The organism is Pseudomonas sp. LG1E9 (genome assembly GCF_003290225.1).
GTDB classification, from domain to species: Bacteria; Pseudomonadota; Gammaproteobacteria; order Pseudomonadales; family Pseudomonadaceae; genus Aquipseudomonas; species Aquipseudomonas cyclaminis.
Genome location: NZ_CP029983.1, coordinates 4,101,856 through 4,115,920, shown reverse-complemented (window position 1 = coordinate 4,115,920; position 14,065 = coordinate 4,101,856). Strand labels below are relative to the sequence as shown.

Annotated in this window: 9 protein-coding genes; all 9 read right to left on the bottom strand. The window is 62.4% G+C overall.

Annotation, left to right across the window (positions count from 1 at the left end; translation table 11 throughout):
- Positions 1–2: 2 nt before the first annotated feature.
- Positions 3–2,498, bottom strand: a complete 2,496-nt coding sequence (locus DNK50_RS18630) for a PAS domain-containing sensor histidine kinase (RefSeq protein ID WP_112195693.1) — start codon at positions 2,496–2,498, stop codon at positions 3–5.
- A gap of 140 nt (positions 2,499–2,638) precedes the next feature.
- Positions 2,639–4,591 carry an acetoacetate--CoA ligase gene (locus DNK50_RS18625; protein WP_112195691.1) on the bottom strand — a complete coding sequence of 651 codons (1,953 nt, stop codon included), beginning with the start codon at positions 4,589–4,591 and terminating at the stop codon, positions 2,639–2,641.
- Between the two features lie 36 nt (positions 4,592–4,627).
- A complete protein-coding gene (locus DNK50_RS18620; RefSeq protein WP_112195689.1) occupies positions 4,628–5,401 on the bottom strand; it encodes a 3-hydroxybutyrate dehydrogenase in 774 nt (257 codons plus the stop codon).
- Positions 5,402–5,408: 7 nt separating this feature from the next.
- Positions 5,409–6,800 carry a GntP family permease gene (locus DNK50_RS18615; protein WP_099583199.1) on the bottom strand — a complete coding sequence of 464 codons (1,392 nt, stop codon included), beginning with the start codon at positions 6,798–6,800 and terminating at the stop codon, positions 5,409–5,411.
- Between the two features lie 295 nt (positions 6,801–7,095).
- On the bottom strand, positions 7,096–8,487 hold the full coding sequence (locus DNK50_RS18610) for a sigma-54-dependent Fis family transcriptional regulator (protein WP_112195687.1): 1,392 nt from the start codon (positions 8,485–8,487) through the stop codon (positions 7,096–7,098).
- Positions 8,484–10,058: an ABC transporter ATP-binding protein gene (locus DNK50_RS18605; protein WP_112195685.1), complete on the bottom strand. Its 1,575-nt coding sequence runs from the start codon at positions 10,056–10,058 to the stop codon at positions 8,484–8,486. Before DNK50_RS18605 ends, DNK50_RS18610 begins: the two co-directional genes overlap by 4 nt.
- A gap of 11 nt (positions 10,059–10,069) precedes the next feature.
- A complete protein-coding gene (locus tag DNK50_RS18600; protein ID WP_160385023.1) occupies positions 10,070–11,092 on the bottom strand; it encodes an ABC transporter permease in 1,023 nt (340 codons plus the stop codon).
- Entirely contained in the window at positions 11,092–12,153 is a 1,062-nt protein-coding gene (locus DNK50_RS18595; protein ID WP_112195683.1) for a microcin C ABC transporter permease YejB, read from the bottom strand. Before DNK50_RS18595 ends, DNK50_RS18600 begins: the two co-directional genes overlap by 1 nt.
- Entirely contained in the window at positions 12,153–14,012 is a 1,860-nt protein-coding gene (locus DNK50_RS18590; protein WP_112195681.1) for an extracellular solute-binding protein, read from the bottom strand. The genes DNK50_RS18595 and DNK50_RS18590 overlap by 1 nt, the downstream gene beginning before the upstream one ends.
- Positions 14,013–14,065: the final 53 nt, after the last annotated feature.

Here is a 14,065-nt window from a genome sequence, read left to right as displayed (position 1 = left end):
ACTCATTCGACCACGCTGATCATGCTGCGGATTTTAGTCGCCAGCAGGTCGATGGAAAACGGTTTGGCCACCATGTCCATGCCGTCCTCCAGGAAGCCCTGGCGCTCGGCGGCTTTTTCGGCGTAACCGGTCATGAATAGCACCCGCAACCCTGGACGGTGCTGGCGCGCGATTTCCGCCAGTTGCCGACCATTCATGCCCGGCAGGCCGACGTCGGTCACCAGCAGGTCCACGCGCAGGTCCGATTCCAGCAGTGGCAACGCGGTGCGTGAATCCGCCGCCTGATGCGCGGTATAGCCCAATTCATCCAGCACATTCACCACCAGCATGCGCACCGCCGGGTCGTCCTCGACCACCACCACGGCTTCACCGGCCAGGGCCACCGGCGCTTCGCCGAGGCTGGCGGGCAGGTTGCTTTCCAGCGCAGTGCCGTGCAGGCGCGGCAGGTACAGGCGCACACAGGTGCCCTGGCCGGGTTCGCTCTGGATCGTGACGTGGCCGCCGGACTGCTGGGCAAACCCGTAGATCATCGACAACCCCAGGCCGGTGCCCTGGCCGATGGGTTTGGTGGTGAAGAACGGGTCGAACGCCTTGGCGAGGATTTTCGGCGCCATGCCGGTGCCGTTGTCGCACACGCCGAGCATCACGTAGTCGCCGGCCTTGACCGGTTCGAGGGTGGTGATGTCGGTGCCGTCCAGGTAGCTGTTGGCGGTTTCGATCAGCAATTCGCCGCCATCGGGCATGGCGTCGCGGGCGTTGATCACCAGGTTGAGCAGGGCGTTTTCCAGCTGGCTGGCGTCGGTGTTGACCGGCCAGATGTCGTGGCCCAGTTGCACCTTGAGCGCGATATGCGCGCCCTTGGTGCGCTGGAACAAGTCCTCCAGGGACGCCACCAATTGGTTGGGGTCGGTGGGGCGGCGGTCCAGTGACTGGCGTCGCGAAAACGCCAGCAAGCGGTGGGTGAGGGCGGCGGCGCGATGGGCCGACGACACGGCGGCATCGGTAAAGCGCCCGATCTCCTCGCTGCGCCCGGCGGCGATGTAACGCTGCATCAGGTCCAGGCTGCCGATGATCCCGGTGAGCATGTTGTTGAAGTCGTGGGCAATGCCGCCAGTCAGTTGGCCCACCGCTTCCATTTTCTGCGCGTGGCGCAGCGCATCTTCGGCGCGCTCACGTTCGAACATCTCGTTTTGCAGGCGCTGGTTGGCCTCGGCCAGGGCCTGGGTGCGCTGGGCCACGCGCTCTTCGAGGTTGTCGTTGAGGTGGCGCAGGGCTTCTTCGGTGAGTTTGCGTTCGGTTTCGTCGATCACAAAGATGTAGAAACCGTTCACCGAGCCGTCATTGCTGAAACGCGGCAAGTATTTCATCAGTGCATGACGCGGGCGCCCGTCGCGGTGGGGCGTGATGGTCATGAAGCTGCAGGCCTTGCCCTTGAGCGCGGCGGCGATCTTGTCTTCGCGTCCTGCGTACACCTCGTCGCCGAGCACTTCGCGGATGGTCTTGCCGTACAGCTCCTGGGGCGTCATGCCGTACCACTCAAGGTAGGCGCTGTTGTTCAGGCGAAAGCGCTGCTCGTGGTCGACGTAGCCGATCAGCACCGGCATCGCGTTGATGATCAACTGCAACTCGGTCTGGCTTTGGCGCAGGGCCTGCTCGGTGTGCTTGCGCTCGGTCAGGTCCAGTGCGGCGCCGAGGAAACGCGCCGGGCGGCCATTGTGATCCTTGTAACACCGGCCTCGGGCAAATACCCAGCGCACCTGGCCGTCGGCTTGTTGCAGGCGGTATTCCTCGGCGTATTCGGTGCCGTGGGTGATGCAGTGCTTGATGCTGCGCGCCACGGTGCCACGGTCTTCCGGATGCACGCCATGCAGGTATTCGCTGATGGGCAGCAGGCCAGCGTCGCTGGGGTCGACACCGTGCAGGTAGGCGAAGTGGGCGTCGGCGATAAAGTGGTCCTCGCCGATGTCCCAATCCCAGGTGCCTACGGCGTCGGTCGCCGCCAGTGCAAGCTGCAGGCGTTGCTCGGTGTTGTGCTGGGCTTTGCGGCGCTCATTGGTTTCGATGGCAGTGACGAGGATACCGGCCACATTGGCGCTTTCATCGCGGATCGGGCTGTAGGTCAGGTCCAGCCAGATTTCCGTGTCGCGATTGTTGCGTTGCAGGACGAAGCGCTGCTCGCTGAAAGTGCGCACCTGGCCACTGAGCACGGCGTCGTAGACCGGGCCGGTAAAGCCTTCCAGCTCTGGCCACGTCTGGTGCGCCGGTTGGCCCATGGCCTCGGGGTGTTTATTGCCGGCCAGCGCCGCGAAGCCGTCGTTGTAGAGTTGGGTGAGCTGGCTGCCCCACAGCAGGAGCATCGGCATCGGCGAATGGACGACGATATCGACCGCTGTGCGCAGGCTTTGCGGCCAGTCATTGGCCTCACCGAGCGGGCTTCGTGCCCAGTCCAGCCGCGCAATCAATGCAGCGGCTTCGCTACCGGTGGATGTTCCTTTCATATAAAGCCCTGAGCGTAACGCTTTGAAAAATGACAACACCCATTATCCCGTGAGTCGGGAATGGGTGACTACTCCCGAAAAATAGCACGCATTCGGGGTTTGTCTTCAAATGAGTGCCTCAGGGCTGAAACCTTTCATCTTTACGCCAGTTCCGGGCGGTCGCGAAACTCCTCCAGTGCCTGCGGGTTGGCCAGGGCGTCGGTGTTCTTTACCGGCTCGCCATGCACCACGTTGCGCACCGCCAATTCAACGATCTTGCCGCTGATGGTGCGAGGGATATCGGTAACAGCCAGGATTTTGGCCGGCACATGGCGCGGGGTAGTGTTGGCGCGGATGACCTGGCGGATCTGCTGCTGCAGGGCCTCATCCAACTCGACGCCCTCATCGAGGCGCACAAACAGCACCACGCGCACGTCGTCCTGCCAGCGTTGGCCGATGGCGAGGCTCTCCAGCACCTGCGGGATTTTTTCCACTTGGCGATAAATTTCCGCTGTGCCGATGCGCACGCCGCCGGGGTTGAGCACGGCGTCGGAGCGGCCATGGATCAGCAGGCTGCCATTCGGGTGTTGCTCGGCGTAGTCGCCTTGGGCCCACACGCCGAGGAACTGGCTGAAATACGACGCGCGCAGCTTCTTCTGGTCCGGGTCGTTCCACAAACCGATGGGCATGGCCGGGAAGTGCCGGGTGCACACCAACTCGCCTTTTTCGCCGATCAACGGCTGGCCCTGGTCGTCCCACACCTCGATGGCCATCGCCAGGCTCTTGCACTGCATTTCGCCACGGCGCACCGGCAGCACCGGGTTGCCGATCACAAAGCAGGACACGATATCAGTGCCGCCGGACATCGACGACAGGCACAACTCGCCCTTGATCTCGCGGTAAACGTAGTCGTAGCTCTGGGGCGACAGCGGCGAACCGGTCGAGATCAACCCCTTGAGGCTGCCCAGGTCATGACTCAGGCGCGGTTGCAGGCCGGCCTTTTCGAGGGTGGCGAGGAACTTGGGGCTGGTACCGAATACGCTGATTTTTTCGGCATCAATCAGGTCGATCAAGCGCTCGGGCCCCGGATGAAAGGGCGAGCCGTCGTACAGCACCGCCGTCGCGCCGATGGCCAGCACTGACACCAGCCAGTTCCACATCATCCAGCCGCAGGTGGTGTAGTAGAACAGGCAGTCCTCGCGGCACAGGTCGGCATGCAGGCCGTGTTCCTTGAGGTGCGTGAGCAACACGCCGCCGGTGCTGTGGATGATGCATTTGGGCACGCCGGTGGTGCCGCTGGAATAGAGGATGTACAGCGGATGGTCGAACGGCACCGCGACAAATTCGGGCTCGCCGCCGGGTTGGTAGAAGTCATTCCACAGCGCAACGTTTGCCGGGGTACGGTAGTCCTCGACCTGCGCCTCGGGCCGCGCATACGGCACCACAATCAACTGCTCCAGGGACGGCAGCCGTTCGAGGATTTCATTGAGCTTGGCGCTCTGGTCGATGGTCTTGCCGGCGTACTGGTAACCGGCGCAGGTGATCAGCACCTTGGGCTCGATCTGCCCAAAGCGATCGATCACGCCTTGGGTGCCGAAGTCCGGTGAGGAGCACGACCAGATCGCGCCCAGGCTGGTGGTGGCGAGCATGCCCACCAGGGTTTGCCAGGTGTTGGGCATGCACGCGGCAACGCGGTCACCCTGGCGGATACCGGCGGCGTGCAGGCTTTTTTGCAGGCCGGCGACGTGTGTGGCCAGTTCGGCATAGGTGAGTTGTTCGCGCTGGCCGTCTTCGCTGATGGCGACGACCGCTGGATGAGCGTCGCGACGGCGCAGCAAGTGCTCGGCAAAGTTCAGCGTCGCGCCGGGGAACCACTGGGCGCTGGGCATCTCGGTGTTTTCGATCAGCGCGGTGCTGGGCGGGCTGCGAAACTGCACGTCGAAGAAGGCGACGATGGCCTGCCAGAAGTCCGGGCGCTGGTCGATGCTCCATTGGTGCAGCGCGGGGTAGTCGGCCAGTTGCAAGGCGTGGCGGTCGTTAATGAAACGGCGGAACCCGTCCATCCGCGTATGGCGGATGCGTTCGGGGGAGGGTTGCCAGAGGATCTCGGACATCAGCAAGGTCTCTTGTTCTTATAAATGTGTCTGGGGTTATTGGGCCAGCCAGCCGCCATCGATGTTCCAGGCGGCACCACGCACCTGCGCGCCCGCTTCGCTGCACAGGAACAATACCAACTCACCCAACTGCGGCGGCGTCACGAATTCCAGCGAGGGTTGCTTCTCGGCGAGCAGATCATGCTGCGCCTGTTGCGGGTCCACGCCTTTGGCCACGCGATCATCAATCTGCTTTTGCACCAACGGCGTCAGCACCCAACCTGGGCAAATCGCATTGCAGGTCACGTTGCTGGTGGCCGTCTCCAGGCCCACCACTTTGGTCAAACCGATCACGCCGTGCTTGGCTGCCACATAGGCCGCCTTGCCCACCGACCCGACCTGGCCATGCACCGAGGCGATATTGACGATGCGTCCCCAGCCCTTGGCCTTCATGCCCGGCAGGCTGAGGCGCGTGCTGTGGAACACCGAGGACAGGTTGATGGCAATGATCGAGTCCCAGCGGTCAGCCGGGAAGTCTTCCACGGCTGCCACGTGCTGGATGCCGGCGTTGTTGACCAGGATGTCCACGCCGCCGAATTCACGTTCGGCGTAGGCGAGCATGTCGGCGATCTGCGCCGGGTTGCTCACGTCCGCCGGGTGATGGCCGACCTTGCCGCCAAATGCCTGGACCTGGGCGACCACCGCACTGGCGTCGCCGAAGCCGTTGAGAATCAGGTTGGCGCCCGCCTTGGCCAGGCTCAATGCGATCCCCAGGCCGATGCCGCTGGTAGAGCCGGTGACCAGGGCGGTCTTGCCATTCAAAGTCGTCATGAAAACCTCACACAATGCCGGTGGCGTAGAAAGTACCGATCACCACGAACACCGCGAGGGTCTTGATGATCGTAATGCCGAAAATGTCCTTGTAGGCTTCGCGGTGGGTCAGCCCGGTGACCGCCAGCAGCGTGATCACCGCGCCGTTGTGGGGCAGGGTGTCCATCCCGCCGCTGGCCATGGCCGCGACCCGGTGCAGCACTTCAAGGGGGATATTGGCCGCATGGGCCGCCGAAATGAAGCTTTCGGACATGGCCGCCAGGGCGATGCTCATACCGCCCGACGCGGAACCGGTGATACCGGCCAGCAGGGTCACGGTAATCGCTTCGTTGACCAGCGGGTTGGGGATGCCCTTGAGCCAGTCCGCCAGTACCAGGAAGCCTGGCAGCGAGGCAATCACCGCACCAAAACCATATTCCGACGCGGTGTTCATCGCCGCCAGCAATGCGCCGCTGACCGCACTTTTACTGCCCTCGGCCAGCTTGCTTTTGATTGCCGCCCAGCCAAACACCAGCACCATGATGATCCCGACCAGCAACGCCGCCTGCACCGCCCAGATCGCGGTGAGCTTGGCGATTTCAGTGGTCACCGGTGCGCTCATCCCTGGCAGGCTGAGGCTGTGGGTCTTGCCGTACCACTGCGGGATCCAGTGGGTGAACAGCAGGTTCATCACGCCCACCAGGATCAGCGGCGACAGCGCGATCCACGGGTTGGGCAGGGTCAGGTTCTCGGCGGTTTCCGGCTCGTTGCGCAACTCGGTGCCGTAGCCTTCACCGGCGCGCTGGGCCTTGTTGCGTTGGCGCGCCAGGTACAGCATGCCGGCGCAGAACACGAAGATGGTGCCAATCAAACCCAGCCACGGCGCGGCCCAGGCGGTGGTGTTGAAGAAGGTGCTGGGGATGATGTTCTGGATCTGCGGCGTGCCCGGCAGGGCGTCCATGGTGAACGAAAACGCGCCGAGGGCGATGGTCGCCGGGATCAGGCGCTTGGGGATATTGCTCTGGCGGAACATCTCCGCCGCGAACGGGTACACCGCAAATACCACCACAAACAGCGACACGCCGCCGTAGGTGAGCAGGGCGCAGACCAGCACGATCACCAGCATCGCCTGGCGCGTGCCGAGCAGACGGATCGCAGCCGCCACGATAGAGCGCGAGAAGCCCGACAGCTCAATCAGCTTGCCGAACACTGCACCCAACAGGAACACCGGGAAATACAGTTTGATAAAGCCGACCATTTTCTCCATGAACACCCCGGTAAACGCAGGGGCGACGGCGGATGGGTCGGTGAGCAAGACAGCGCCGAGGGCGGCTATGGGGGCAAACAGGATAACGCTATAGCCACGGTAGGCAGCCAGCATCAGCAACGCGAGCGCTGCCAGGGCAATGATCACACTCATGGTGTGTCTCCATCGGATTGTTATTGTTGTGGGGTGGTGCTTTGGAAAGGGCTATAGCGAGATGCGTGCCAAATATTCAAGCTATTGAATGTTAAGGATATTTTTCGATTCTATATGAGGGTTTGCGGATAAATTCTCAATATAGAGACTTGTAGAGATCAAATGTGGGAGGGGGCTTGCCCCCGATGACAGTGTGTCAGCCACTGCATCTGCCAACTGATCCAATGCCATCGGGGGCAAGCCCCCTCCCACAGGAGAGTGTCTTGATAGGGAGAATGTTGTCTCTTTTTTGAGATCAGGCGATGCCCAGGGCGACCATTTTCTTGTACAGCGTCGACCTGCCCAGCCCCAACCGCCGGGCTGCATCGACCACATTCCCGCCACAGGCCTTGAGCGCCGCCCCTATTACCTGTCGATCGAACCGCTCCCGCGCCGCCGCGAACGTCTCACCCTCAACCGTCGCAACAGCGCCGCGCTCCACAGGGCTGAACGTGCCAATCGCTGCTCGAATCTCCTGGGCATTCAGCACCAGGTCATCACTCAACAAGGCCGCCCGTTCCAGCACATTGCGCAGCTCACGGATATTCCCCGGCCACGCGTGCTGTGCCAGCAGCGCCAAGGCGTCGCGGTCCAGTTCATGTTGGCTGCGCAGCTCTTCAAGGATCGCCTCGCTCAACGCCGGAATATCCTCCAGCCGATCACGCAGGGGCGGTACCTGGATCGGCAGCACATTCAGCCGGTAATACAAATCGGCGCGAAACTCGCCGCGCTTTATGGCCGCTTCCAGGTCCATGGACGTGGCGGCAATCACCCGCACATCGCTGTGCAGCATCTCATTGGAGCCGACCGGTTCGAATTCCTTTTCCTGCAACACCCTCAGCAATTTGCTTTGCAGCGGCAGCGGCATATCGCCGATTTCATCGAGGAACAGCGTGCCGCCCTGGGCAATCTGGAATTTGCCGGGACGGCCCTTGCGATCGGCACCGGTAAAGGCACCCGGCGCGGTGCCGAAGAATTCGGCTTCCAGCAAGTCATGGGGAATCGCCGCACTGTTGATGCTCACAAACGCCTTGTGCGCCCGTGGCGAGGCACCGTGGATGGCCTGGGCCAGCAACTCCTTGCCGGTGCCGGTTTCGCCGAGCAGCAACACCGGCGACTCGGCGCTCGCGCTGCGCCGGGCACGCCGCTTGACTTCAAGGCTGGCGGCACTGGTGCCGATAAAGTGCGCGAAGTTGTACTTGCTCTGGCGTGAGCGCAGCAGCGAGCGGGTGGAGGCCAACTCCTGCTGCATGCTCAGGTAGCGTTCGATCAGCGGCGAGAGGTTGCGCAGCTCATCAAACAGCGCAAAGCCAATCGCGCCGATCACCGCGCCGGCGTCGTTGTGGATCGGCAGGCGCATCACCACCAGCGGGCCTTTGGGCGTGTCCTGGATGTCCAGCAGGATCGGCTGGTCGTTGCGCACCACCTGACGCAACAGGCTGTTGGAAATCACCTGCTCGCAAGGCTGGCCGATGGCTTCGTCAGCGCTTTTGAGGCCGAAGCGCTTGGCGTAGCGCTCGTTCATCCACACGATGTTGGCGTCGCGGTCGACAATCACCGTGCCTTCGCTGGACTGCTCGATGATCTCGAACAGCGACTGGATCGCCAGGCCGCGAACCTGTTGGTAGTCCTTGAGGCTGGTGCTCATGTCGACAGTCCGCACGCCGCCGCCAGCAACTCCCTGGTGTACGGATGTTGCGGCGATTCGAACACATCATGGCTGGCGCCGTGCTCCACCACCTTGCCGTCCTTGATCACGATCATGTCGTGGGCCATGGCGCGCACCACGGCCAGGTCGTGGCTGATAAACAGGTAGGTCAGGCCGTATTTGTCCTGCAGTTCGCGCAGCAGCGCCACCACTTGCTTCTGCACCGTGCGGTCCAGCGCCGAGGTGGGTTCGTCCAGCAGCATCAGGGCCGGCTTGAGCACCAGGGCGCGGGCGATGGCGATGCGTTGGCGCTGGCCACCGGAAAACTCATGGGGGTAACGATGGCGGCTGGCGGGGTCGAGGCCCACGTCCTTGAGCACCTGGATCACCTGCGCGTCGCGGTCGGCGAGGCTGCACGGTGCATGGACTTCCAGGCCCTCGCTGATGATCTGCTGCACCGACATGCGCGGGCTGAGGCTGCCGTAAGGGTCCTGGAACACCACCTGCATCTGTTTGCGCCATGGACGCATTTGCTGGTGGCTCAGCGGGTCGAGGGCTTCACCCTGGAAGCGGATGCTGCCGCTGGAATCCAGCAGGCGCAGGATCGCCTGGCCCAGGGTGGATTTGCCCGAGCCGGACTCGCCGACGATCCCCAGGGTCTTGCCGCGCTGTACGCTGAGGCTGATGCCGTCCACGGCGCGCAGGTAGGTTTTGCGCCGAAACAGCCCACCGCTCAGGGGGAACTGTACGCTCAGGTCGTCGACTTCCAGAACCGTCTCGCGTGGATCGCTGCACAGCACATCGCCGGACGGCTCGGCGTCCAGCAGCAGGCGGCTGTAAGGATGTTGCGGCGCGGTGAACAAGGTCTCGCAGTCAGCCTGCTCGACAATCTCCCCGGCGCGCATCACACAGACCCGCTGGGCAATGCTGCGCACCAGGTTGAGGTCGTGGCTGATCAGCAGCAGCGACATGCCCAGGCGCTGTTGCAAGGACTTGAGCAGCAGCAGGATCTTGCGTTGTACGGTCACGTCCAGGGCGGTGGTGGGTTCGTCGGCAATCAGCAGCTCCGGCTCGCAGGCCAGGGCCATGGCGATCATCACCCGTTGACGCTGGCCGCCGGACAGTTGGTGCGGATACGCCTTGAGGCGCTCCTCGGGTTTCTGGATGCCCACCAGTTCGAGCAGTTCGAGGATGCGCGCCTGCGCCGCCTTGCCGCCCAGGCCCTTGTGCAGCAGCAGGGTTTCGCCGATCTGCTTTTCGATGCTGTGCAGCGGGTTGAGGGAGGTCATCGGCTCCTGAAAGATCATCGCGATGCGGTTGCCGCGCAGCTTCTGCAAGGTTGCCGCCGACGCGCCGATCAGTTCCTGGCCGCGATACTGAATGGAGCCTGTGGTCTCAGTGCCGGCCTCGGGGAGCAGCTGCAGGATCGAATGGGCCGTGACCGACTTGCCCGAGCCCGACTCACCCACCAGCGCCAGGCATTCGCCGGGGCGCACGTCCAGGCAGAGCTTGCTGACGACCGTCTGGCCGCTGAAGGCGACGCTGAGGTCGCGGATTTCGATCAGGTTCATTAGGGACTTACTCATGAACGTGGGTCGAAGGCGTCACGCAACGCCTCGCCGATAAAGACCAGCAGTGACAGGATCAGCGCCAAGGTGAAAAACGCCGTCAGGCCCAGCCACGGCGCTTGCAGGTTCTGCTTGCCCTGGGCGATCAGTTCGCCCAGCGACGCGCTGCCCGCCGGCATGCCGAAGCCGAGGAAGTCCAGGGCGCTCAAGGTGGAAATCGCCCCGGTCAAAATAAACGGCAGGTAGCTCAAAGTGGCGGTCATCGCATTGGGCAGGATATGCCGGCTGATGATCTTGCCATCGCCCAGGCCCAGCGCCCGTGCGGCTTTGACGTACTCCAGGTTGCGCCCGCGCAGGAACTCGGCGCGCACCACATCCACCAGGGCCAGCCAGGAAAACAGCGCCATGATCCCCAGCAGCCACCAGAAATTCGGTTCGACAAAACCCGACAGGATGATCAGCAGGTACAGCACCGGCAAACCGGACCACACCTCAAGCACGCGCTGGCCGATCAAATCCACCCAGCCGCCGTAGTAACCCTGCAAGGCCCCGGCGGCAATGCCGATGGCCGCGCTGATGGCCGTGAGCGCCAAGGCAAACAGGATCGACACCCGCGCACCGAAGATCACCCGTGCCAGCACATCGCGGGACTGGTCGTCGGTGCCCAGCCAGTTCACCGCCGAAGGCGGGCTGGGGGCAGGGCGGGTCAATTCGTAGTTGGGCGTGTCATCGCTGAACGGAATCGGCGGGAACAGCATCCAGCCGCCGTCCTGCTTGATCAGCTTTTGCACGTAGTCACTGCGGTAGTCGGCCTGGAACGGCAACTGGCCGCCGAACTGCTGTTCGGTGTAACGCTTGAACACCGGGAAATACAGCTCGTTCTTGTAGCTGAGCGCCAGGGGTTTGTCGTTGGCGATCAGCTCACCGCCGAGGGTCAGGATAAACAGGCCGATAAACAGCCACAGCGACCACCAGCCACGGCGGTTTTTCTTGAAACGCTCGAAGCGTCGGCGCGCCACGGGGGACAGATTAAGCATCAGGCGTTCCTCGCGGCGAAGTCGATACGCGGGTCCACCAAGGTGTAGCAGAGGTCACCGATGAGTTTTATCAGCAGGCCGAACAGGGTGAAGATAAACAGCGAGCCGAACACCACCGGGTAATCCCGTGAAACGGCCGCTTCATAGCTCATGCGACCGAGACCATCCAGGGAGAAAATCACCTCGATCAGCAACGAGCCGGCGAAAAACACGCTGATAAACGCCTGGGGAATCCCCGAAATCACCAGCAACATGGCATTGCGGAACACATGGCCGTACAGCACACGTCGTTCGCTCAAGCCTTTGGCCCGTGCAGTCACCACGTATTGGCGAGTGATTTCATTAAGGAACGAATTTTTGGTGAGAATGGTCAGGGTGGCAAAGCCGCCGATCACCAAAGACGTCACCGGCAACACCAGGTGCCAGAAGTAGTCGGCAATCTTGCCCACAGTGCTCAGTTCTTCGAAGTTTTCCGAGACCAGTCCGCGCACCGGGAACCAGTTCAGTGAGGTGCCGCCGGCGAACACCACGATGAGGAACATCGCAAACAGAAACGCCGGCATCGCATAGCCGATCACGATGGCGGTGCTGCTCCACACATCAAAGCTGCTGCCATGGCGCACCGCCTTGCGAATCCCGAGGGGGATCGACACCAGGTAGGTGATCAGCGTTGCCCACAGACCCAGCGAGATCGTCACCGGCATCTTTTCCAGAATCAGGTCAATCACCGTCGAGCCGCGAAAGAAGCTATTGCCGAAGTCCAGCTGGGCATAGCTCTTGAGCATCAGCCACAGACGCTTCGGTGCGGACTTGTCGAAGCCGTACTGTTTTTTGATGTCCTCGATCAGCTTCGGGTCCAGACCCCGGCTGGACCGCGAGCCGCTGCTGATGCCTTCGCCGGATGAACCGCCGACGCCACCGCCGCCAATCCCCTGCAAATGGGCGATGGCCTGCTCAACCGGGCCGCCGGGCGCGGCCTGCACAATCACGAAATTCACCAGCAGGATGATCACCAGCGTCGGGATAATCAGCAGCAGGCGCCGCACGATATAGGCAAACATCAGCGCGCTCCTCCGCGTTTTTTCAGTTCGGCGTTCATCTGCTCAGTGGTCAGTGGCGTGGGGCTGATTTCCCACCAGGTTTCCAGGGCCTCGTCGTTCTTGGCCTCGATGGCCGGGCGACCGAAACGGTTCCACCACGCCGCGGACGTGCCGGGCGGGTAGTAATTGGGAATCCACAGGTAATTCCATTGCAGCACTCGGTCCAGGGCATGGGCGTAGGTGAGCATCTGCGCCTGGGTGTCGGCCTTGACCAGGCCCTTGATCAAGGCGTCGACTGCAGGGTCCTTGAGCACCATGTAGTTGTTCGCGCCCGAATCGAAAGCGGCGCTGGAACCAAAGTAGTTGTACAGCTCCATGCCCGGGGAGGTCGTGACGGGGAACCCGGTGACGATCATGTCGTAATCGCGCGACATCAGCCGGTTCACGTATTGCGATGAGTCGATGCGACGGATATTCAGGGTAATACCAATCTGCGCCAGGTTGCGCTTATACGGCAGCAACAGACGCTCCAGACCGGCTTGGGCATTGAGGAAGGTGAACTCCAGCGGGTCGCCTTCGGCGTTTACCAGCTTGTCGCCGGCGGGTTTCCAGCCGGCTTCCTCAAGCAGGGCCAGGGCTTGCAGCTGCTTGTCGCGGATCATGCCGCTGCCATCGGTGACCGGAGCCTTGAACACCTGGGTAAACACCTCATCAGGGATCTGCCCGCGCAGGGGTTCGAGAATCGCCAGTTCTTCCTGGGTCGGCAGTTGGGTCGCCGCCAACGGGCTGTTGGAGAAGAAGCTCTGCTGACGGATGTACAGGTTGCGCATCATCTGCCGGTTGGCCCATTCGAAATCCCACAGCATTGCCAGGGCCTGGCGCACACGGCGGTCCTTGAAGATCGGCTTCTGCACGTTGAAGACATAGCCTTGGGCCGGTTGCGGCATGTCCTTGGCCAGGTGGGCGCGTTGCAGACGGCCGTCATCCAGCGCGGGACCGTTGTAGCCGATGGAGTAGCCGGTCGCGGAAAATTCGCGATTGAAGTCATACGCGCCGCCACGCAGCACTTGGCGGGCCACTTCGGTGTCGCCGAAGTATTCCAGGCTCAAGTGATCGAAGTTGTACAGGCCACGGCTGACGGGCAAATCCTTGCCCCACCAATTCGGGTCGCGGGTAAAGGTGATGGTATTGCCGGAGTCGATTTTGCTGACCTTGTACGGGCCGCTGCCCAGCGGGGCTTCGTAGCCACCGCCGTTGGCGAAGTCGCGAGTCTTCCACCAATGCTCGGGGAACACCGGCAGGGTGGCGATATCCAGGGGCAAGGTGCGGTTTTCATTGCTGGAAAAGTCGAAGCGTACCTGACGCTCACCTTCCACTTCGACGTGCTTGACGTCGGCGAACAGCGTGCGAAAGCGCAGGCTGCCCTGGGTCATCAATAAATCGAAGCTATAGCGTACGTCTTCGGCGGTGATGGGTTTGCCATCGGCAAAGCGCGCCTTGGGATTGAGGTAGAAGCGCAGGGACAGGCCGTCTTCGGCGCGCTCCATCTTTTCGGCGACCAGTCCGTAGACCGTATAGGGCTCGTCCAGGGAACGCAGGGCGAGGGGCGCGTAGAGCCAGCCGTCAACCTGTGACACGCCGATGCCTTTGTCGATATACGGCAACACGTGGTCGAAGCGCCCGATTTCAATGGCCGAGCGCCGCAGGCTGCCACCCTTGGGCGCGTTGGGGTTGGCGTAGTCGAAATGGGTAAAGCCGGCAGGGTACTTGGCCGGTTCGCCATACACCGTCAGCGACGGTTGCGGCGCCGCGATCACGGCGGTGCTGGCCAGCAGCAGGGCGAGGGTGGAGCGAAATAGAGTCGAAAAGGCCAATCGCATTATCAGTCTTGAGCGCCGGAAGAACAGGAATAGGGATTTGTACGCTAACGGCA